Annotated in this window: 11 protein-coding genes and 1 tRNA gene; 2 read left to right on the top strand and 10 right to left on the bottom strand. The window is 51.9% G+C overall.

The annotated features are described in order from the left end of the window. Window positions 1–136: 136 nt before the first annotated feature. The 5 genes from BN54_RS07455 to BN54_RS07435 all read right to left on the bottom strand — a co-directional run bounded on the left by BN54_RS07455 (window position 137) and on the right by BN54_RS07435 (window position 5,980). The gene (locus tag BN54_RS07455; protein WP_019206557.1) at window positions 137–1,219 is read right to left on the bottom strand and encodes a GntR family transcriptional regulator; all 1,083 of its coding nucleotides are present in this window, start codon (window positions 1,217–1,219) and stop codon (window positions 137–139) included. Between the two features lie 165 nt (window positions 1,220–1,384). After that, complete coding sequence (locus BN54_RS07450; protein ID WP_019206556.1) at window positions 1,385–2,113, bottom strand: L-ribulose-5-phosphate 4-epimerase; 729 nt, start codon at window positions 2,111–2,113, stop codon at window positions 1,385–1,387. Between the two features lie 14 nt (window positions 2,114–2,127). After that, entirely contained in the window at window positions 2,128–3,732 is a 1,605-nt protein-coding gene (locus BN54_RS07445) for a xylulokinase (RefSeq protein ID WP_019206555.1), read from the bottom strand. 201 nt (window positions 3,733–3,933) lie between these two features. After that, window positions 3,934–5,022: an ATP-binding protein gene (locus tag BN54_RS07440; protein ID WP_019206554.1), complete on the bottom strand. Its 1,089-nt coding sequence runs from the start codon at window positions 5,020–5,022 to the stop codon at window positions 3,934–3,936. A 169-nt stretch (window positions 5,023–5,191) separates the two neighbouring features. Continuing rightward, window positions 5,192–5,980, bottom strand: a complete 789-nt coding sequence (locus BN54_RS07435) for an SDR family NAD(P)-dependent oxidoreductase (protein WP_019206553.1) — start codon at window positions 5,978–5,980, stop codon at window positions 5,192–5,194. A gap of 135 nt (window positions 5,981–6,115) precedes the next feature. On the opposite strand from BN54_RS07435, the gene BN54_RS07430 reads away from it, so the two are divergent. Next, window positions 6,116–7,534, top strand: coding sequence for a PTS transporter subunit IIC (locus BN54_RS07430; protein ID WP_019206552.1), 1,419 nt, complete (start codon window positions 6,116–6,118; stop codon window positions 7,532–7,534). A gap of 295 nt (window positions 7,535–7,829) precedes the next feature. Further along, window positions 7,830–9,143 (top strand): MFS transporter, encoded by a 1,314-nt coding sequence (locus BN54_RS07425; RefSeq protein ID WP_019206550.1) that lies wholly within the window; start codon window positions 7,830–7,832, stop codon window positions 9,141–9,143. 48 nt (window positions 9,144–9,191) lie between these two features. Here BN54_RS07425 and BN54_RS07420 read toward each other — a convergent pair whose 3' ends face one another. The 5 genes from BN54_RS07420 to BN54_RS07400 all read right to left on the bottom strand — a co-directional run bounded on the left by BN54_RS07420 (window position 9,192) and on the right by BN54_RS07400 (window position 21,447). Then, a complete protein-coding gene (locus tag BN54_RS07420) occupies window positions 9,192–9,503 on the bottom strand; it encodes a nucleotide pyrophosphohydrolase (protein WP_040470078.1) in 312 nt (103 codons plus the stop codon). A gap of 434 nt (window positions 9,504–9,937) precedes the next feature. Next, complete coding sequence (locus BN54_RS07415; protein ID WP_019206548.1) at window positions 9,938–12,718, bottom strand: SEC10/PgrA surface exclusion domain-containing protein; 2,781 nt, start codon at window positions 12,716–12,718, stop codon at window positions 9,938–9,940. Window positions 12,719–13,490: 772 nt separating this feature from the next. Next, a complete protein-coding gene (locus BN54_RS09875) occupies window positions 13,491–18,164 on the bottom strand; it encodes a mucin-binding protein (protein WP_268869345.1) in 4,674 nt (1,557 codons plus the stop codon). A gap of 530 nt (window positions 18,165–18,694) precedes the next feature. Further along, window positions 18,695–21,052 (bottom strand): SEC10/PgrA surface exclusion domain-containing protein, encoded by a 2,358-nt coding sequence (locus BN54_RS07405; protein ID WP_019206545.1) that lies wholly within the window; start codon window positions 21,050–21,052, stop codon window positions 18,695–18,697. A gap of 322 nt (window positions 21,053–21,374) precedes the next feature. Next, window positions 21,375–21,447 (bottom strand) — tRNA-Thr (locus BN54_RS07400). Between the last annotated feature and the right edge of the window lie 79 nt (window positions 21,448–21,526).

Below are 21,526 nucleotides of genomic sequence, written 5' to 3'. Positions count from 1 at the left end.
ATAGGTATCGATAAGTCGTAAGCGATTTCATCAGATATGATAACAGACTAACCAAATAAATTCAATACAATTTACGTACAAATTCAAAACGCTTCCTTGGCCAAAAGAAAAAAGCCGTTGCTAACAACGACTTTCCCTAGTTCCGTTTCGCTACCGATTCATTGTAATGCGGTGGCATCTCGTATTTGATTGATTCGACGGGTTCCCCTTCAATCATTTTGACAATCATCGTCCCCGCATCGAGCCCCATCTTCTCCTTTGGGTGTTCCAACGTCGTCAACCGCGGCTTGATGTAGCGGCCCAAGACAAAGTCATCACAACCAGTGACGCTGACGTCTTCTGGAATACGCAAGCCTAACGAGCGAATCACGTCCATAATTTGGATCGCCAACTCATCGTTGTAACACATCACGGCTGTTGGGTGTTCGGGTTGACTCATAATCGTTGAAACCTGCTTCAAGACCTTGGTCATATCCTGTCCGGACTGGTACATAATCGTCTTGTTCAGGTACGAAATTTCCGGGTGGGCCATATAAGCATTAATAAAGCCCCGCATCCGGTGGGTCCCTTGCATGTCATCGACTTGGAAAATCCCCAAAATTCGTTGGTGACCTTGGCTAATCAGGTATTCCGTCATCGCCAGCTCGGCTTCCATATCCTTGGTTTCCAAAAATGGCACTTGCAGTTGCGGATAGTGCGCGTTGATAAATAAAGTCGGGATCTTGGCCGCCTCAATTTGTTGATACAGTTCAATATTGGGATCCGGCATGGCACTTTGGGTGGGTTCAATAATCAGCCCGGCGACCTGGTTATCCAACATTTTTTGCAGGCTCTGGGCTTCTTTTTCCCGGTTATTATGCGTATTACTGATAATCAGCGAATACCCCCGGGCAGAAATCGCCCGGTCAATCCCACTGATGATGCTAGGAAAAATGTAATCAGCCAAGTGGGTGGTTACAACCCCAATCATCTTGTTATTGATTGTCCGTTTTTGCACGCTATCTTGCCAATCATCAACGTACATCCCCCCACCTTGAATCCGATAAACATAGTGATCATTTTGCAGTTCGCCAACGGCCCGCCGCACCGTATAGCGACTGACCTGGTACTGAGCCATTAAGTCCGATTCCGTCGGCAGCTTATCCCCTACCTGATAATCACCGCGTTCAATGGCTTCTTTCAGTCCTTTTTTTACGATTTCGTATTTAATCTCCGCCATAATACTCCTCAATTATTTTGCTTGATATGTTCTATATCTTTTTATCATAACGCAACTAACCGCCTTTCTGCTACCGATCTGACGTTAAATAAAACATTAATAAAAAGAACTCACCCCGCCCCTGGCCAGGTAAGTTCTTTTAAACAACTAACTTATTTTAACCGGTTATAACCGCTTCGCATGGTCCTTAGAGTGGGCGTTATTTTGCCCGTAGTAGGCGTTGGCGCCGTGCTTGCGGTAGTAGTGCTTGTCCAAGAGGTATTGGGGCAGGTGGGAGTCGCCCATCGTCATTTGCATCGTGTGATAGTCTTCTTCGGCCACGACTTCCAGTACTTTCGCGTTGTAAACCGCCTTAGCCGGCGTTGCCCCCCAGGTAAAAGGCCCGTGTTGGGAAACCAGGGTCCCCGGGGTGGCTTCGTAATCCAAGCCCCGTTCCTCAAAGGTCTTGACGATCGTCTTCCCGGTGTTGCCTTCGTAGTCGGCTTCGATTTCGTCCTTCGTCAGGGCGTCAGCGGCGGGAATGTCGGTGTAGAAAGTATCGGCATGGGTCGTGTTCATCGCTGGAATGTCCAACTTGGCCGCCGCAAAGGCCACCGCCCACGGGGAGTGGGTGTGCACAATCCCGCCGATCTTTGGGAAGTGGTTGTACAAGTAGGTGTGGGTTGGCGTGTCAGATGATGGATTGTAGTCCCCTTCGACGACTTCCCCGGCCAGGTTCACCACAACCATGTCGGCCGGCTTTAATTCATCGTACGGCATCCCGGACGGCTTGATCACGTACAAGCCCTTTTCCCGGTCAATCCCGGAAACGTTCCCCCAGGTAAAGGACACCAGGCCTAATTTGGGCAGTTGCATGTTGGCTTCGTAAACTTCTTGTTTTAATTGTTCGAGCATCTTTGATTCCTTCCTTAATCCAGTTTCATGGCTTCGCCCGCCGCTTGTTCAGCCGGCATGGCCTGCTTATAGTTGTCAATAAATTGTTCGTAACCCTTCACGCTGGCTGGTTCCGGCATCAGCGTCGCACTTTCGCTGGCGACAAAGACTTCTTGGTCGAGGTAATCGGCCAGGCTCTTGCCACGGTTATCCGCAGTAAAGAGGGCCAGTACGGCCATCCCCCACGGGCCCCCTTGGCCGGCGTTGCTCATCACCGTAATTGGGGTATCCAAGGCATCGGCCAGAGCTTGTTGGGCCACGACTGGAGTCTTGAAGAGGCCCCCTTGCGCCACCAGCGAATCGGTCTTAATGTGCTCTTCGCGCAGCAAAATATCCATCCCGATCTTCAGCGGGGCAAAGGCCGAGTATAGTTGGACCTTAAAGAGGTTGGCTAACGAGAAGTTGCTGTCGGGCTTGCGGACCAGCATTGGCCGGCCTTCTTGGACCCGGGTAATGTTTTCCCCGGACAGGTAAGCAAAGTTCACCAAACCCCCGGCGTCTTGTTCCCCGCGCAGGGACGCGTCAAAGAGTTTTTCGTACAGTTCATTCGGCTTGAGATCAACCCCGAGCAAGCGAGCAAACTGGTTAAAGACGTTGGCCCAGGCGTTAATGTCTGAGGAGCAATTGTTGGTGTGGACCATTGCTACCGGCGCCCCATCTGGGGTCGTGACGACGTCGATGTCGCGGTGGACTTGGGTCAAAGCTTGGTCTAAGACCACCATTGAGAAGGCTGACGTCCCAATTGAGACGTTCCCCGTCCGTTTGCGAACCGCGTTGGTTGCGACCATCCCGGTGCCGGCGTCCCCTTCGGATGGGGCGAAGACGGCGCCAGCTTGCAACTGCCCACTTGGGTCGAGCAGTTTGGCCCCGGCTGCCGTCAAATGCCCCGCCGTTTGACCAGCCAGCAAGACTTCTGGTAACAGGTCCTTGATGTGCCAATCAAAGGCCGCCACTTCCGGCAGGTTAGCAAACTGCGTCAACATCTTCGCATCGTAGTCATGGGTTGCTTCATCAATTGGGAACATCCCGGAAGCATCGCCGATCCCGGTGTTCTTTTCCCCGGTCAACTGCCAGGTTACGTACCCGTCCAAGGTCGTCAGAAAGGCCAGGTCCTTGACGTGGGCTTCGTGGTTTAAGATCGCTTGGTACAAGTGAGCAATGCTCCAGCGTTCTGGAATGTTAAAGCCAAACAATTCCGTCAGCTTCGCGGCTGCCTCGCCAGTAATGTTGTTGCGCCAGGTCCTAAATGGCACCAGCAATTGATCGTGTTGGTCAAAGGCCAAGTACCCGTGCATCATGGCACTGATCCCCACCGACCCCAGCTTAGTCAGCGCCACGCCGTATTCACTTTTGACCTCGGCTGCCAGCTTGGCATAGCTGGTTTGAATCCCATCCCACACTTTAGCGAGTGGGTAGGTCCAGATATGGTGATCGAGTTCGTTTTCCCACACGTACGACCCGCTGGCCACGACTTGAAAATCATTAGTGACCAACACCGCCTTAATCGTGGTCGACCCCAGCTCGATTCCGAGGGCCGTTTCCCCGGCTAAGATGGCTTGCTTAATTTGTTCGCGCTCCACTTGTCTTCACCTCACGTAACTTCCGTACAAATCGATATTTGTAATTAATTCATCTTAAAACAATTACATTTTATGATTTTTGTACGGACAAATCAATACAAGATGGCAAATTTATTGAAGCGGTTTCATTTCGCGATACGCAAAAAGCCCGGTCGATCCCCCCAAAAGGGGATCAGACCGGGCTTTAGTGCCGAATAGCACCTAACCGCCGATCTCGACTGGTTGGTAATAAATCGTATCTGGATCTTGGGTGGCCAGAATAAATTCCTTAAATTGCGGCAGAGTGTAGGCCACTTTGCCATAGCCAGTAGCAACAATCAAATGGCGCGCCAACGCCCGCCGGCGATACTGAGATACATAGGAGCGCGATTTCTTCATCCGTTCACTGACCGTCGCAAAAGTGGGATTGTCCGCAATGGCCACCAAGTACTGGCGATCCATTTCGGATAAATCCGCAAAGATTTTTTGATAAGCATTCTCAAATAAATATAGCTGATACTGATCCATGACAGAATTGATCGTCGCCTCCGTAACCGGCGCCCCATTGGCCGTTTCAAAGACCAAATAGCCCAACAGTTGAAAGGCGTAGGAGTAGCCAGCCGTTAATTTTGCCATCCGTTGCGCCAATGGTAAGTCCAACTTTAATGTCTGTTGGTAGGCCATCGTCATGGCTACTAAATTTAAAGGTGACAGGGCCACCTTATCCGCCCGCAATAAAAAGGTCAACCGATCGGCAGTTTGGACGTCTAGCACCAAATCTGGCAATCCGGTCATTAACGCAAACAAAGGAAGATCAAACCGTTTCATCGCACTGAATAGTTGGGCAAACTCGCGAATCACCGGCGAATTATCGACCTCATCAATTACTACAACCACGTATTTTCCCTGTTGCTTAATCTTTTCCAGCAACTGGCGAATGACGACTTGATCACTAGCCCCCGGAGCTTGAAATTCAAGGGTAATCCCCGCTGCCGAGAGTGAACTTAACTTAGCCAATCCTTTCTTAACCGGATTGGCCGCGGCTTGAGCCAACTGCTGCTTTAGATCTTCAATCAAGGTTTCGTTATTCAGCAAATCAATTACGCAACACTTGGGCTGCCGGGCTAATTCTTTTTCCGTTTTTGTTAGCAAAACCGTTTTGCCAGAGCCACGAACCCCAGTAATAAAAATCGCCCGTGGATAATTACTGCTTTCAATCAATTGGGCTAAATCTTGGGCCGGCACTTGATGTTTATTCACCAGCACTTGGGGCACATCCCCAAACGTAGGATTAAATGGGTTCGTTTGCAATCTGATCACTCCTTTTTAGATTTCTTTAGATTGTTGATTTGGTTTTAGATACTTTTAGACTCTTTTAGATTGTTAAATTCATTTTAGACTCTTTTAGATTGTTTCGCAATAACTGCGCCCACCAAAAAAATCCGGTGAGCTCCCCCACCGGACTTCACTGGCTTGATCATTACTGCCGCACCCGTTGCAACTCTTCAACCACCTTTAAAACCAAGCGTTTAGGCAAAATTGGGTAGGCCTTAGCCGTGACTTGCATCCACCAGGGCAGCCCGGCCACGACATTGAGCTTACCTTGCAACATCCCCGCGTAACCAGCCTTGGCAATCACGGCCGGGTCGGCCCCGGTCCCGGGCGCAAAGAGCTTGGTGGCCATTAAATGACCAGCCGCCGCAAAGCCGGTCTCAATTGGCCCGGGCATCAAGGTCGTCACCGTCACCCCCGTGGTCCGCATTTCTTGCCACAAGGCGTTGCCCAACGAGGTCAAGTAGGCCTTGGTCGCAAAGTACTCGGCCTGTTCGGGCCCCGGGAAAAAGGCCGCTGATGACGAGACGTTTAAGACCCGCCCCCGACCGCGCTTGACCATCCCCGGTAAGAACAGCTTCATCAATTCCGTCGGCACCGCGGCGTTGACCCGCAGCATCGTCAAATCCGCTGCCAGACTGCGGTCAATAAATTTCCCCTGGCCGCCAAAGCCGGCGTTATTGATTAAATAATCGACCGGCCAATCAAAGCCTTGCACTTCTTGGTAGACCTGGGCGGCCGTATGTCCCTTGGCAAAGTCGGCGGTGACCGTCGCCACCCGGCTGGCCGGGCACTGGTGGTGCAAATCGGCCACCAGGCTGGCCAACTTCATTTCATTGCGGGCCACTAAAATCAAATCGCCCCCGCGCCGGGCGTGTTCAAAGGCCAAGGCCCGGCCCAAACCGCCGGTCGCTCCTGTAATCAGTGCCACTGTCATTGTGATTCCCCCTTTGTTTTGGTTATCCCCATTGTACGCCTGGCGTGGGCAGATTGTTTCGGTTTTCGCCGTTCATTTCGTATAATTATCTTAATTATGCGCTCACTTGCGCGGTTCGTAGAAAGGATGTCCATCATGCTCAACGCGGTTAATCACTTCTTTACCACTTTTGGCGCCAGCGTGATCGTGCCGGTAATGATTTTTTTGGTCGCCGGCTTACTGGGGGTGAAGCTGAAAGTCGCCCTGCAAAGCGCCCTGGCCGCCGGGGTCGGGCTGACCGGCTTTGGCTGGCTGATCAGCGCCTTTACCCCGACCGTGACCAAGCTGATCAAGCAAATGGTCCAAACTACCGGCATTCACCTGCCCATCGTCGACCTCGGTTGGCAGACCGGCTCACTGGCCGCCTTTGGTTCCACCGTTGGTTTGACCTTTTTCATCGGCGGGCTGCTGCTGGAATTGGCTCTCTTTGCCCTTAAAATCACCAGGGTCTTTATGCCCTCAAACCTCTGGAATAACTTTGGTTTTATGATTTGGGCGACAATGGCCTATACCGTTACCCATAATTTGGGGCTCGCCCTGGGCTTGGCGACCTTTTTACTGTTGGTCACCTTGCTGTTAGCCGAAATCCAAGCCGACGCCTGGTCCGCCTTTTACGGGATCAAAAACGCTACCGTTGCCGCGCCCCACAACATCGAGCAAGTGGTCCCAATCCTCTTGCTCGATCCCTTGTGGAACCTGCTGGGCTTTAACCGGGTCCACGTCACTCCGGCCCGCTTCAAAGCCCGCTTCGGTCTCTTGGGCGAGCCCACCGTCCTTGGCGCCTTGCTCGGCCTTTTGATCGGGATTTTAGGCAACTTGACCCGGCTAACCAGCTTGAGTGCCTGGGGGCAGATCGCCCAATTTACGATCCAACTCGCCGCGATCATGACGATCTTCCCGCTGGTGACCCAAGTCTTTGCCGGCGCCTTTGCCCCGCTGGCGGCGGCAATCGACCAACGCCACCAGACCAGCGACCAAGCCAGCACGGACTTAACGGACCCCAAGCGCTGGTTTTTAGCGATTGACGATGGGGTTGGCTACGGGGAAACAACCACCCTGATGGCGGGAATGCTGCTGATCCCCTTGATGGTGGGAGTGGCCTTTCTTTTGCCGGGTAACCGGGCCCTGCCGGTCGTGGACCTGATCGCAATTCCCTTCATGATTGAATCGATCGTGGCCCTGACCCGCGGTAATCTGCTGAAGATCCTGGCCACCGGGGTAATCTGGTTCTCCTTGGGCCTGTACGCGGCCAGCTGGCTTGGCGACGTCTACACCGCCGCTGTTGCCCAATACGGGACGGCGCTGCCGACCGGAGTCGTCTTGATCACCAGCTTTAACTTGATTGCCCGGCCACTCAATGCCCTGATCTTCGCCGCCTTTATCTCGCAAAGTCCGGTCTGGATCGGCCTGTGCCTGCTCTTGTATCTGATCGGCCTGGTCGCCTTGCGGACCCGGCGCCCGCAAATCTGGGCCTACCTGCGCAAGATGGCCGCCCAAAATGAACCCGCGAAATAACCTTAACCCTTGGCCATCCAGTTTCGGATGGCTTTTTAAGTCCGTTGATGAAAGCAGTTGACACCATCCTTTAAATCCGTAAGTAACATCCCCACCGGACGGTTAGATGATTGATCAAAGCTAAAGATAATTAAGTCCGCTCCCATTAAATGCTTATGCCACCCGGGGTCTGCGGCCGGCTGCACTTATTTTCTCATCATATTCTCATTTAACCCTTTTAAAAAACCGCAAAACTCGCTATGATAACCCCACTTACTAAAAACGGTGTCCTCACCGCCAGATTGGAGGAAATTATATGCGTGAAATAACTGCAGCCCCGGGCTTTAATTTGCCAGTCCGGAGTGAAAAACAAATCGCCAGCAACGTCTTAAAGGGTTCTTTGGGTAACCTGATTGAATGGTTTGATTGGTACGTCTACGCGTCCTTTGCCATCTATTTCTCCGGGGCCTTCTTCCCCGCCGGCAACCAAACCGCCCAACTCTTAGCCTCCGCGGGCGTGTTTGCGATCGGCTTCTTTATGCGCCCGTTGGGGTCGTTGGTGATGGGTCGTTTGGCAGATCGCCACGGCCGGCGGACCGCCTTGACGGTCTCCGTCTTGATCATGGCCACCGGTTCGCTGATCATCGCCTTGGTGCCAACCTACGCGACCATCGGGCTTTGGTCACCCCTCATTCTGATCCTCACCCGCTTGCTCCAAGGCCTCTCGCTCGGCGGGGAATACGGCACCTCGGCTACCTACCTGTCGGAAATGGCCAGTCCCCACCGGCGCGGCTTTTACGCCTCTTTTCAATACGTCACCCTGATTGCCGGGCAATTGTTGGCCCTGCTGGTGCAAATTGTCCTACAAAAGCTTTATACCAACGCCCAACTCACCGCCTTTGGCTGGCGGATTCCCTTTGCGATCGGGGCCGTGGGAGCGCTGGTTGTCCTCTGGTTGCGGCTGTCGATGGAAGAATCCGACCAATTTACCCGCCGCAACCAACACCAAGCCAACGCCGGTACGCTGCGGCTCTTACTTCGCTACCCCAAGCAAGTCGTGATCGTCATCATGATGACCTTAGGCGGGACGATTTGTTTCTACACTTTTACAACCTACCTGCAACAATTCATGATTAACTCAGTCGGCTTGGCCAAGGAAAAGGTCGCTTTGATCAACTTCGTCGCCCTCTTGGTCATGATCCTGCTCCAACCCCTCTTTGGGGCATTATCCGACCGGATCGGCCGGCGCCCGCTCCTAATTTTCTTTGGTTTGGGGGCCACGCTGGGAACGGTCCCGCTCTTTACCCTGCTAGGCCACGCCACCACCGGCAAGCAAGCCTTTGGGTTAATGGTGGTCGCTCTAATTGTTGTCTCGGGCTACACCTCAATTAATGCCATCGTAAAAGCCGAACTCTTCCCGAGTGAAATCCGGGCCCTGGGAGTTGGCTTGCCGTACGGGCTGACCGTGGCCCTCTTTGGCGGCACCGTTAACTACGTGGCCCTGTGGTTGCGGAGCCTCCACCACGAAAGCCTCTTCTTCTGGTACGTTTCGGCGACGGCCTTCATCTCCCTGTGCGCGTACCTTTTCCTATTAAAGGGCCACCGCTCCCAATTTACAACCGAAGCCTAATTTAAACGTCGCTAGCTCCATCAAGCAAGGAGCCAGCGGCGTTTGTGGTTAATTTTGATCTTCTTTCCAGTGACGCCCTTCATTAATCTTCATCTTCTTAGCGATCTCTTCATACGGGTCCATCCCCAGTTGGTCACACATGTAAAAGAGGTAGATCAAGGTATCGGCAATTTCTTCTTTTAAATGTGCCGTTTCTGCATCCGTCAAGGCTTGGCCTTCGGGCTTCCACTGAAAGATTTCTAAGACCTCGCTGGCCTCCAAATTAACCGACAGGGCTAAATCCTTGAGGTTATGATAATCGTCCCAGCCCCGCGCGGCGCGAAAGTTGCGCAAAATTGTTAACGCTGCTTGGTAATCCATTTTGTTCACCGCCATCCTTGTCATTTTTCTTCCATTATAAACCAAAAGCCCCCGGCGCATCAGGCACCGGAGGCTTCTGGTTTTGGAATATACGACTAAGTCTCGTCAATTAACCCCTTGACGAACTTGGGTCGAGAACGGCCTTATCACCCCGACAGACCTCTGGGACACAAATTCCCAGACGTTTAGGCAGATGAGCACGCTCACTGCCATTAAGGACGACCAGGTTCTTCCTCGCCCATGGGGTTCTCACCCGAGGCTGAGAGAAAACCGTGTTTTCTCCCAGCCTCTGTTGGTTTTCGAATATTACACAGATCACGTGGTAAATAACCACAAGCCTAGTGGATAAGTACGAACGACGCGTACCGCGTCAACCTTCGTCCTAGCTTATCCATCCGGCTTGCCGAGGAGGTTATTTCCCACTCTCTTTTTTCTTAGTGCCGCTTGAAGGCCAAGCCGGCCCCAGCCAAAGCCGTCGTCAGCATCAGTCCCAGACTGGCCAGCAAGCCCGCTTGGATGTTGGCGTGCGTTTGTTGCGCCGTCGCCGACGTGGCCGTGACTTCACTGACCTTGTCCTTCACGTTCGCGGTTGCTGCTTGGACCACCGGTGCGACCGTATCTTGCACCGCTGTAGCTACGTGAGACACAGCCGGTTGGACCTGGCTGATGGCCGCGACTGGCGCCACGGCGGCTTCAACGATCGCTTGGGCGGCCGCCGTGGTCATTGGGATCACCACTGGCGCCACTGGGGTTACAACTGGAGCAACCGTCTTTGCGACCGGTACCACGGCTGGCAACGTTGCCGGCAAGGCTGAGGCTGGTTGTTCAGCCGCCGCCTTTAACATCAGCAGGGCGGTCTTGCCAGGGGCAACCGTAATCACAATCGGTTGGACAGCTGGTTCTTCAACTTGGGCCTTCACGTTCATTAACTTCGTTTGCGCCTTAGCTAACTTCGCAGTCGCTGCCTCGGCTGCCGCTTGGGCTTGGTCAACTACCGCGGCCTTGGCATCCACGGCGGCCTTCAACAGTTGTAATTGGGCCGTCGCCGTTGCCAACTTTTGTTCGGCCACCGCCAGGTCAGCTTGGGCGACCGTTAAATCAACCGGTGCCCCTTGTTGACTAGCCAGGCTGGCCTTTAAGGCCGCCAGCTTCGTTTGCGCCGCACTGACTGCCGCTTGGGCCGTCTTGACCGCTGCTTGACTGGCGTTAAACTTCGCTTGTGCCTTAGCTTGAACGGCTTGTTTCGTTGCTAAGTTGGCTTGGGCTTGGGCTAACGTTGCTTGGGCCGCTTGTAAGGCCGCTGCTTGAGTCGCGTGCCCCGCCAGCAATTGGTCAACCTTAGCTTGAGCCGCTTGGACCGCCGCCTTGGCTTGCGCTAATTGAGCTTGGGCGGTCTTCACCGCCGCTTGGGCCACCTTGACCTTGGCTTGGGCTTGACTCAGGTTCGCCCGGGCCGTTTGCAAGGCTTGTTGGGCGGCCTGGACTTGCGTAGCCTTAACTTGGGCCGTTGCTTGAGTCAACTTGGCTTGGGCCGTTTGATAGTTGGCCTTGGCGGTGGCCAAGTTGGCTTGCGCGGCTTGCAGGGCTGCTAATTGCGCCGCCGTCGCGTGCCCAGTCACCGTCAAGTCCAGCAGCTTTTGCCCTAAGACATTAGTCTTGCCGTAAACCGTGGTCGTCCCGAGGTTAAAGTGGAGCCAACCATCGTGGCCCACGCTGACCCCTAAGGCTTGTTGGTGGTCACCCGTAATCAATTTGGCGTTGATCAAACCGGTTAAGGATTCACTGTGGCCCCAGTTGGAATCCAAATCGTTAAAGAGCATCCCGACCAGGCCCTTGTAGATGTTTTCCTTGATTGCATCCAAGGTAACGCTGGTCTTGACCGTTTGCCAGCCCGGCAATTTATTGCGGGCCATTTGGTTCCACACGATGTTGATACTTTCGTCTTCTTCCCAGAAGGTATTGAATTGATCACCGATCTTGTAGAGGGCGTGGGTGTCGTGGCCCGGTTCCGCGTAGTTGTTAAAACCATCGGCATCGTATTGCGCCGCCACGGCTTGGGCGTACGCCACGGAGCCTTCACTGACGACCAGCGGCGTCGTCCCCATTGCCCGCCGAATTTGGTTCAACAGGTTGGCCGTCCACTTGGTCAATTCCGTCCGGGCCGCCACGCTCATGTTAAAGACGTTGTCGATCACCGTCGCTTGGTCGGCCGCGTTGTGGACAAATTTGTTAACCTTGACGCTATCCCAATTGCCGTTTCCAGCCAGCGCAATCACTTGCACTTGTTGTGCGGAAAGCTTCCCAGCCATAAAGTCCTTCAAGGCTTGGGCGTAACCCTTCGGCAGGACGATTTGGTTAGCATTGTCCACGGCTTTGGCCTTCGCCACAGCGGTTTGGGCTTGTTGGCAAGCGACTTGGGCCGCGTTCAATTGCGCTTGGGCGGTCTTAACTGCTGCGGCCGCTTGGCTTTGGGCCGTTTGCGCTGCTTGTTGGGCCGCCGTGGTCGTCTTGACCGTTTGGGTCGCCGCTTGAACGTCACTTTGGGCGTTGGCTACCGCCGCATTAGCGTGGGCTAAATCAGTTTGCGCATCAGCCAGGGTCGCAGCCGCGTCACTTTGCGCTTGCTTCGTTGCCGTCAACTTGGCTTGAGCGGCGTCCAAGGCCGGATCGTTTAAGGCCGCTTGCAACTTAGCCACGTTGGCACTGGCGGTAGCAACTTGGGCTTGGGCCGCTTGGGTCGCGGCTTGCGCCGTGTTAAGTTGGGCTTGAGCCGTGTTAGCCGCCGCTTCTTTAACCGTTAAGGCTGCTTGCGTGGCAGCGACGGTGCCGGCTTGTTGGCGCAGGGCTTCGTTTAACGCGGCCCGGTTGGCACTCGTCGTGGCCGCAGCACTTTGCATCGCAGCCACGGCACTGGCTTGGTTGGCCACAGCCGCCGACGCATCAGCGACGACCGCCGCTTGGGTCGCGTAATCGCTGGCCGCTTGGGCGTAATCACTTTGGGCGCTGATCAGGGTTGCTTGGGTGTTGACAACCGCATCACTGGCCTGGTTCACCGTTGCTTGGGTGCTTTCAACTGATTGGACTGGGGCGGCTTGGCTTGCTGAAAGGGGGGTGAGGCTATCAGCTTGCGCTTCCGTTTGGTTGACTGCTACACCGGCAGTCACTGCTGCCGCCAAAGCTGTTGCCGCCGCGAAACTCTTTACTGTCTTGTTCATGATGTTCACTCCTTAGTCGTATATTAAAATCCAAAACTTGTTTACGGTTCGAGTTTACTCATGAATATTTCATTTTCAGACTGATCATTATGCGAAAAAAGAATATTTTTCGGTTTTCACGTGACATGAAAGCGCCTTTCATGAATTTAAAGGTGATAAGGTGTTTTTTAACCTCATGATTTTTTAATTTTCTGGTGATTAAACGCACCGCTGGTTGCTAAATCAACGATTAGCGCCATTGTCAAGTGAAAACCATTTTAGGAGTGAAAACGCTTCACTCTTAAATAACGGCCGTTAAACTAAAAAAATAATAAGTCGGAAATTTTTCCTTAATTTTTGTATTATATGACTATATTTTCATATAAAAAGCTAATCCAACGAACAATTCCGTTTCTGAATGGCCAAATTGATCGCCCGTTAGCCAAAGCCCTTGGTATCATTGATTTTTCGACAGCTAAGTTAAATTAGCTTTATTTATCATGCGACACCAAGCCGTTTTTGTCCTGGACAAAATATAAAAAATTCAGCTTATCGCCATTAAAACTAACGGTAAGAATACTTTTTAACCTTACATATCAGTTACACAAGCAAGGACCCTTAAAAAACGTTCGTCCGTATTTATCCAATGACAACCAAGCCTGGCAACTAGTAAAACGCGAATTTAGAAAATAGCAACAACAAAAAGCGCTAGAAAGCAACGTTTTCAGTAACGTGGTTTCTAGCGCTTTTAAGTTGGAAGATTTTTTCTCAGGCTGCCCGTAGCATGATTTAACTAACGTTTATTTTCACGACGTGGGCGATTGAACCAACCGACTAACAACGTTAATGTTCCTAGTAAGTTAAGTAGGACTGTTGATTTTGCCCCCGTTTGCGGCAATTGCTGTGGCTTTGCCTGCTTTGAGTCACCATTCTCCTTCAGGGTAGCTGCGTTAGCCTTTCCGAATCGTGTTGGACCTTCTTTGCTATCCGTACTCAACACCCCTGGAGTAATCAGTTCCGGCGTCAGTGGATTATCATTCGCCGAATCTACTGGTGCTTCCGGCTTTAATGGTTGAACTGTCGGAACCAACGATCCTTCTGGCAGTGGCGTTTCATGATCATCTTCTGTCGGATCCACTGCTACTTTTGAAGGCGGCACCACCCTATTTGCTGGATCTTTAGGAGTTATTGAAGCATTGGCTGCCATTGGTGTGTAGCTAACTACTTCGCGGTAGCTCAGCGCCAGTGGCGTAACTGTTTTACCCCCTGCTTCTTCACGATCCGCACGATAACCCGCGATCTTCGGTGTGGATTCACTGCTAAAACCAAATACTTCCGGCGACCACGAATCTGACCGTACTTCTCCCGTAACTTTATCAACCACAATTTTTCTTGCAAAAGTTACTGACTGAATTTTATCGGCTGGCGTTTCAGCCCCGGCCCCTTGATAATGCACCGTTTGAGTTAGCGTCCGTTGAACGTCGCCAGCTTCGGCCGGCCACTTTGGTCCCTCGGGATCATTTGGATTGATTGGTGTCCCAGGTTCTTGAGGAGCCGCTGGCGTGACTGTTTGCGTCCCGTGCTTGACGATCACATCGTAGGTCTTGCCGTTGTTGCCATCGCCCAGTTCGCCACCAACTTGGTTGGTGTAACCATCGTCAACCAGGACGTAACCTTGGTCGCTCAACGCTTTCAGTTCGTCGGCCGTACGGTACGTGATTTGGTCGCCGTACTTTCCGTTGACACTTTGGCTGTCGATTTCTTTGTTGCCATTGTCTTGATCCAGGTACCGCACCGTAAAGCCGGCATCCTTCTTCACGTAGGTCACTTCCGTATCCTTCGTTGGATCTTCTGGCGTCACCGTCTTTTCAAGCGGCGCGTAACCTAGCACGTCTGGCACTGATTGATCCGGCGTTACCTTGGTTGGATCCTTTGGATCCGTTGAGTAACTTGGTCGATCAACCCCTGGAATCTCATGACCTTCTGGGTCCACCGGCACGATCTTCCCGTTTGGCCGGTACGTAACCGTATCCGTCACGTTCAGGTTGTCCGGCGTTGCCGTCTGGGTCCCGGCCGTGGCTTTGTCAGCCGTGTAGCCTGCTACCACTGGCGTCGCTTCTGCCCCAAAGGTGTGATCCGTTGGCGTCCACGCCGTCGTGCTCGTCACTTCCCCCGTGACCTTGTCGACCGTCACCGTCCGGGTAAAGACGTTTTCAGCCGTTTGGGTCCGGTCAGCTGGCGTCTTAGCGCCGGCTCCTTGGTAGTGCACCGTTTGCGTGGCCGTCCGTTGGACGTCGCCAACTTCTACTGGCCATTTTGGTCCTTCCGGATCGTTTGGGTTGATTGGCGTCCCAGGTTCTTGTGGGTCATCTGGCGTGACCGTTTGTGTTCCGTGCTTGACGATCACATCGTAGGTCTTGCCGTTGTTGCCATCGCCCAGTTCGCTACCAACTTGCTTGGTGTAACCATCGTCAACCAGGACGTAACCTTGGTCACTCAACGCTTTCAGTTCGTCGGCCGTACGGTACGTGATTTGGTCGCCGTACTTTCCGTTGACACTTTGGCTGTCGATTTCTATGTTGTCCTGGTCTTGATCTAGGTACCGCACCGTAAAGCTGGCATCCTTCTTCACGTAGGTCACTTCCGTATCCTGCGTTGGATCGTCTGGCGTCACCGTGTCTTCAAGCGGCACGTAACCTGGCACGTCTGGCACTGATTGGTTCGGAGTGACCTTGGTTGGATCCTTTGGATCAGTTGAATAACTTGGTCGATCAACCCCTGGAATCTCATGACCTTCTGGGTCCACCGGCACGATCTTCCCGTTTGGCCGGTACGTTACCGTATCCGTCACGTTCAGGTTGTCCGGCGTTGCCGTCTGGGTCCCGGCCATGGCTTGGTCAGCCGTGTGGCCTGCTACCACTGGCGTCGCTTCTGCCCCAAAGGTGTGATCCGTTGGCGTCCACGCCGTCGTGCTCGTCACTTCCCCCGTGACCTTGTCGACCGTCACCGTCCGCGTAAAGACGTTTTCAGCCGTTTGGGTCCGGTCAGCTGGCGTATCCTTCCCAGCTCCTTGGTAGTGCACCGTTTGCGTGGCCGTCCGTTGGACGTCGCCAACTTCTACTGGCCATTTTGGTCCCTCCGGATCGTTTGGGTTGATTGGCGTCCCGGGTTTTTGGGGAGCCTTTGGCGTGACCGTTTGTGTTCCGCGCTTGACGATCACATCGTAGGTCTTGCCGTTGTTGCCATCGCCCAGTTCGCCACCAACTTTGCTGGTGTAGCCATCGTCAACCAGGACGTAACCTTGGTCGCTCAACGCTTTCAGTTCGTCGGCCGTACTGTACGTCACCTTGTCGCCGTACTTCCCGTTGACACTTTGGCTGTCGATTTCTTTGTTGTCCTGGTCTTGATCCAGGTACCGCACCGTGAAGCCAGCCTCCTTCTTCACGTAGATCACTTCCGTATCCTTCGTTGGATCTTCTGGCGTCACCGTTTCTTCACGCGGCACGTAACCTGGCACGTCTGGCACTGATTGGTTCGGAGTGACCTTGGTTGGATCCTTTGGATCAGTTGAATAACTTGGTCGATCAACCCCTGGAATCTCATGACCTTCTGGGTCCACCGGTACAATCTTACCGTTTGGTCGGTACGTGACCGTTACATTTGAAAGGCCACTAACTTGACCGGCATCATTGATCTTTACCACGCTTGTTGCAATTTCCGCCACTTGTTTTTGATCCGCATGATAACCATCGATCACTGGAACCTTTTGTGCTGGTAGACTCGCGACTGCCGTTTGCCATGGGGTTGCTGCTACCCCCGGGTCGCCTTGCAACACCCGGGCATAATCAATTGTCACCGTTCGCGTAAAATCAGCTTCTTGCGTTACTGATGGCGGCAAAGTCGGTTCATTTGCTTTAGGTCCTTCATATTGATAGTTGATCTGCCGGCTGGCGGTTACTGTTTCACTCGTCTGAAGCAGGTCTTCATGATACGTCAAGGTTGGTTTATCATAGCTCACAAATTTTGATTTATCTAAAATCCCAAAACCAATCTGCGTATAATCTTTCCAAACCATATTCGGGTGGTCTGGATCCGCAGGATTGGCAGTTTGAATATCATCTGGATCACCTTGCGTATTCGGGTTCACCACCCCTAAGATAAAGCTAGCCTTCCCTTGCGTTAAGAAAACAATTGCTTCGGCATTGGCAATATACTTATCAAAACCTTTTGAATAGTACACCGTCTCACTCAGTTGCTGATCAGCAGGTCGGGTCGCATTAATTTTTTCAATTAATTGCTTCGCGCCAGAATTCCCCTGACTAATGTCTTGCGGGGTCGGAATAATCTGCGAGCCACTCGGAATAAACGCCGCCAGGCTGCCATCAATTGGCTTCACAAATTCCGCCCGTGCCTTCAAGGAATCCAAGCCATCAATTGGTACTTGGCGATTTAAGGTATCTTGGGTAAAGTAATCTTCCCCTTCATAAACCTTATCCGTTCCCGTTTCAACTAGGTACTTCGTCAATTTTAAAGCCGTAATCCGGTCAAAGACGATCCCATTAGCTGGGTCTCGAAAAATTTCATAAAACCCTTTGGTATTCGCTCCCGCAAAGCGTTGATCGATGATTGGGTCAGATAATTCAATCACCATATCGTAGGAACGCTTTGTGTTCGCGTCAGTTAAAACTTTCGTCCACTTAATTCGCAACTTGGTATCGGCAGTAACATCATTTACCTGCAAGCGGACAGGATTATTTTCCATAAAATCACGCGGCTTGCCACTTTGGTCTGCTAAAACATTGAAATTGGCATCCGTCAGCGGAATTGGTTGTTCAACTTCCTGACCGTCAACTACTTTGACATAGGCAGCTTGAACCGTTTCAGCATCATTATGGTATTCAAAGCTGTTTTCTACGTATGCTTTGTCCGTAGCTTCAATTGCTTGATTGGGATTAAATTTTTCTGCTTGCGCTTGCCGTTCTTGCTCCCACTTTGCCAAGGCCGCCTGCGTGTTTTCAAGCTGCTCCTGCAAGGCTGCCGCTTGCGTTTGATAGTCTGTTGTTGTGGCGGTTACCCAGTCTTTCGTGGCTTGATCTGCAACCGTTACCTGCGGAGTCGCTTGCTCAACCGTAATCCCACTGGCCTGAGCTGCTTTGATTGCATCAAGCAATGCTTGGCGGGCGTTAACTAATGCCGTCCGGTCAGCCGCGGTCGTCGCTTCGTTTAAAGTCGTCTGCGTCGGGGTCTGGCTCGTAGAAGCAACTGGGCGTAAAGTAATTTGGTTTTTGTCATTCGATTGACTTTCTGCGTCATTTAAAACCGTCGCGTCAACACTGGGTGCTTCGGCGGCCTGAGCATGAATTGTCAAGCCATTCCAATATAAGAGACTGGCGACAGCAACTGAAGCAACCCCAAGACTAGTTTTCTTAATTGTAAATCGATTGACTTTTTTGGCAGTTTTGCGCATTTTTAAGAATGTGTTTTTCCGGCTAACCATAACTTTATGAAATATTCCTCTCTTTTTTTAATTTCCAGATAAATAATTAAGAGGGTGATAACCCTCCATTTCACCAAATTGATAGAAATTATTTTTTTATATTCGAAAAATCAGCAGTTTTGATTTTAGCTGTTCACCTTCCAAAAATCAACCGTTTTACTAAATTTGTCTCATAGTCCAACTGTCATTTTTCGCTCAGTATCGCTACTTTTTTCTTTTATCATTTCATTTTTCTTCTATTCGAATTCATATTCCAATAAAAATACAAATAATTTTAAATTGTTTTTATTTTGAATTGTTATTGACTTTTCGTCAGTAACACTCCCCTCCTTAACAATCTTTTCGCTTAATGCTGCAAATCCCACCCGCTAAATCCTCAACTTTAGTAAGAAAGTGCTTAATAAACACCAAAAACCCCCACCAAGACAAAGCTCAGTGGGGGCTTGGGAAATCTTGAATTGTTAATTAGTGAAAATCAATGGTGCACAAATTTAATTAACCTAGTTGTGACGCTTCTTCAATAAACTGGTCCCGGTCAGCATGGAAACCATTGCCAAGCCTAAGGCGGACATCCAACCAACCGCCGGGGTAGCTTCACCCGTTTGTGGCAAAGCAGCTTGGGCCGCTTGGTGCTTCATTGCCGCGGCCTGGGCTTCAACCCGCTTTAAGGCCGCGACTTGCGCTGCCTTCGCCGCTAACGCCGCCTTAGCAGCCGCAACTTTCGCTTGGGCCGCTTGCAAGACTTCAACGGCGGCCTTGTACAGCGCTTCGGCCTTCGCTAACGCTGCTTGCGCGGCGTCAGCCCGCACTTGCAATTCTGGCAACGCCGCCTTGGCCGCTGACCAAGCGGCCTTGGCAGCCGTTAATTCCGCTTGCGCCTTGGCCAGGTTTGCTGGCGCGTTTTCCAGATCACTGAGCTGTTGCTTGAGCAAGGCCAGCTTTTCAAGGGCCGCCTGCAAATCTGCTTGGGCCTTGGTCAGGTTAGCTTGGGCCGCTTCGTACTTAGCTTGTGGATCAGCAGCAGCCGCCTGGGCCTTATTCAGATCACTTTCGGCCGTTGCCAAGTCTTGCTTGGCCTTAGCCAGAGCGGCTTCCTTTTCAGTTTGCGTTCCTTGGAATTGCTTGACTTGGTTTTCCGCATTCGTGACGGCTTCCTTAGTCGTCTTAACTTGGTTTTCCGCGTCCGTAACGTTCTTTTGAGCCGTGGTTACCTTGGTCGAAGCATCGTTGGCCTTACCAGTAGCGTTTTGCACGTTCGTGTTGGCAACGTCCAAATTGTACTTAGCCTTGTCCGCCGCTGGGTTAGCTGGCGTAGCGTTATCGGCAATCTTGCTGTGAACGCCATTGGTCGTGGTCGTTCCGAAGTCAAAGTGGAGCCAACCATCTTGGCCCATGTCGACCCCGAGGGCTTGTTGGTGATCCTGCGGTAACCCAGCGTTGGTCAGCCCACTGATCGATTTGGCGTGCGTCCAGTGCATCTCGGCATCCTTAAACAAGAAGCCCTTCAACCCGTCGTAGATCAATTCCTTTAATTGGTCCAAGGTCAGGCTGGTTTTAACGGTTTGCCACCCGTTTGCTTTAGCGCTAGCGGTTGGGTTTACCCAAACCTTGTCCGTCCCAGGAATCGTTTCGACACTCAGATCTTCTTCGTATTGGGTTCCATATTCGTCAGCAACATCCTTTAAAGCTGCGTTATCGTGATCAACTGGAACAGCAAAATTATTGAAGTTATCCGTCGTGTAGCGTTGCGTAATTTTGTGCGCGTACTCAACCGAACTTGTCGTGACAATTACCGGGTTGTAACCAGTTTGTTGCCGAATTTGATTAATCAAACCGGCCGCCCATTCAGATAACTCGGTCCGCGTTGCTTCATCCAAGGCAAAGACGTTGTCGAGCTTGATCTGTTGATCCGCCGCACTGTGCTTAAAGGTGTTCTTATCCATCCAACCAGCTAATTGGTTGGCCAAGGCCTCACTGGACAGATTCCCACCAAAATAAGCCTTTAACAAGCTCATGTAATTGGTCGGTAAGGTGATTTGGTTATCAGTTACCTCTGCGGCCGCGACTGGCTTAGCACCATTCTTGATTGCTTGATCATAAGCCGATTGAGCTTGCTTTTGTTGCTCCTTGGCGGCCGCTAAAGCATTATCCGCTTGTTGCTTAGCCGTTTGTGCGTCTGCTAACGCCTTTTGCGCGGCCGTCAACTTAGCTTGTGCTTGCTTAGCAGCAGTTTGTGCTTGCGTCAATTCCTGTTGGGCCTTTCCTAAGGCTGAGCCGTCTAAAGCGTTGGTCGCCGCCGTTACTTTTTGTTGCGCGGCGTCAACCTTAGCTTGCGCGTCATTCACGGCTTGGTTGGCTTGCTCTGCTGCCTGCTTGGTCGTTTCAACGTCCTTTTGGGCGGTGGCTACCTTTTCCTGGGCGGCACTAACCACTTGCTCTTGGTCCGTAACTGCCTGCTTAGCTGCCGCAATATTTTCACTGGTAGCGTTTTGCAGGTCGGTTTGCGCCTTGGCTACCGCCTTTTCCCCGGCTTGAACTGCCGCCGCGTCCTTGGCCACTTCATTCTGCTGGTTGGCTAGCGCCCCTTGCGCGGCGTCATTGTCCGCTTGCGCCGCATCAAGGGCTTGCTTGGCATTATTCGCCTGTTGCGTTGCATCAGCTAAAGTAGTTACCGCCGCACTAGCCGTACTTTCGGCCTTGACGGTTGGCGTTTGCACCGTTGCTGAAGCAGTTGAAGCTGGGGCGCCGGTTGTGGCATCGTCAGCGTGAGCCGTGGTCGCATTAACCGCGGCCCCCGTCGTTACAACGGCCGCCGCAACTGCCGTAGCCGTCGCTAATTCTTTCACGTTTTTCTTCATATCATCGACTCCTCACCATTTTTAAAAGTTCGCAAAAACATCTTAAACAACCCAAGGATAGCACCAACTAAACCAAAGGTAAATCTTTTGGAAAAGTCGTGCGATAAATAATCGAATTATTAACCAAGAAAGCGCCAACTTTTCCATACTGTTATTTTACACCTAATAATCTGAACTTGATAACCGATTATCGCCACCTTGCAACCCCTTTCATATTTTATAGACCAATTCCCAAAAATCACAAGGTTAGCAGTTAACCAGCTATGCAATGAACGCGAAATACGAAAAAAGCCCGCCATCAAACGATGACGAGCTTTACTAATGCTGACTAGAGGATTCGAACCTCCGACCTACGCATTACTAGTGCGTTGCTCTGCCAACTGAGCTAAGTCAGCATATAGCGGCGAACCGCTATAAAAAAAGAGTACGGATATCCGTACTCAACTCGCGTGGCGACGCCCTATCCTCGCAAGG

The sequence above is a fragment of the Limosilactobacillus ingluviei str. Autruche 4 genome (assembly GCF_000312405.1).
GTDB classification, from domain to species: domain Bacteria; phylum Bacillota; class Bacilli; order Lactobacillales; family Lactobacillaceae; genus Limosilactobacillus; species Limosilactobacillus ingluviei.
The sequence above is the reverse complement of the archived record's forward strand: the minus strand, read 5'-3'. Positions and strand labels throughout refer to the sequence as shown.

Coding starts and splice junctions, on each gene's coding strand:
- BN54_RS07455 (WP_019206557.1), bottom strand. CDS start 1,219: ATGGCGGAGATTAAATACGAAATCGTAAAAAAAGGACTGAAAGAAGCC.
- BN54_RS07450 (WP_019206556.1), bottom strand. CDS start 2,113: ATGCTCGAACAATTAAAACAAGAAGTTTACGAAGCCAACATGCAACTG.
- BN54_RS07435 (WP_019206553.1), bottom strand. CDS start 5,980: ATGACAGTGGCACTGATTACAGGAGCGACCGGCGGTTTGGGCCGGGCC.
- BN54_RS07430 (WP_019206552.1), top strand. CDS start 6,116: ATGCTCAACGCGGTTAATCACTTCTTTACCACTTTTGGCGCCAGCGTG.
- BN54_RS07425 (WP_019206550.1), top strand. CDS start 7,830: ATGCGTGAAATAACTGCAGCCCCGGGCTTTAATTTGCCAGTCCGGAGT.
- BN54_RS07420 (WP_040470078.1), bottom strand. CDS start 9,503: ATGGATTACCAAGCAGCGTTAACAATTTTGCGCAACTTTCGCGCCGCG.
- BN54_RS07415 (WP_019206548.1), bottom strand. CDS start 12,718: ATGAACAAGACAGTAAAGAGTTTCGCGGCGGCAACAGCTTTGGCGGCA.
- BN54_RS09875 (WP_268869345.1), bottom strand. CDS start 18,164: ATGCGCAAAACTGCCAAAAAAGTCAATCGATTTACAATTAAGAAAACT.
- BN54_RS07405 (WP_019206545.1), bottom strand. CDS start 21,052: ATGAAGAAAAACGTGAAAGAATTAGCGACGGCTACGGCAGTTGCGGCG.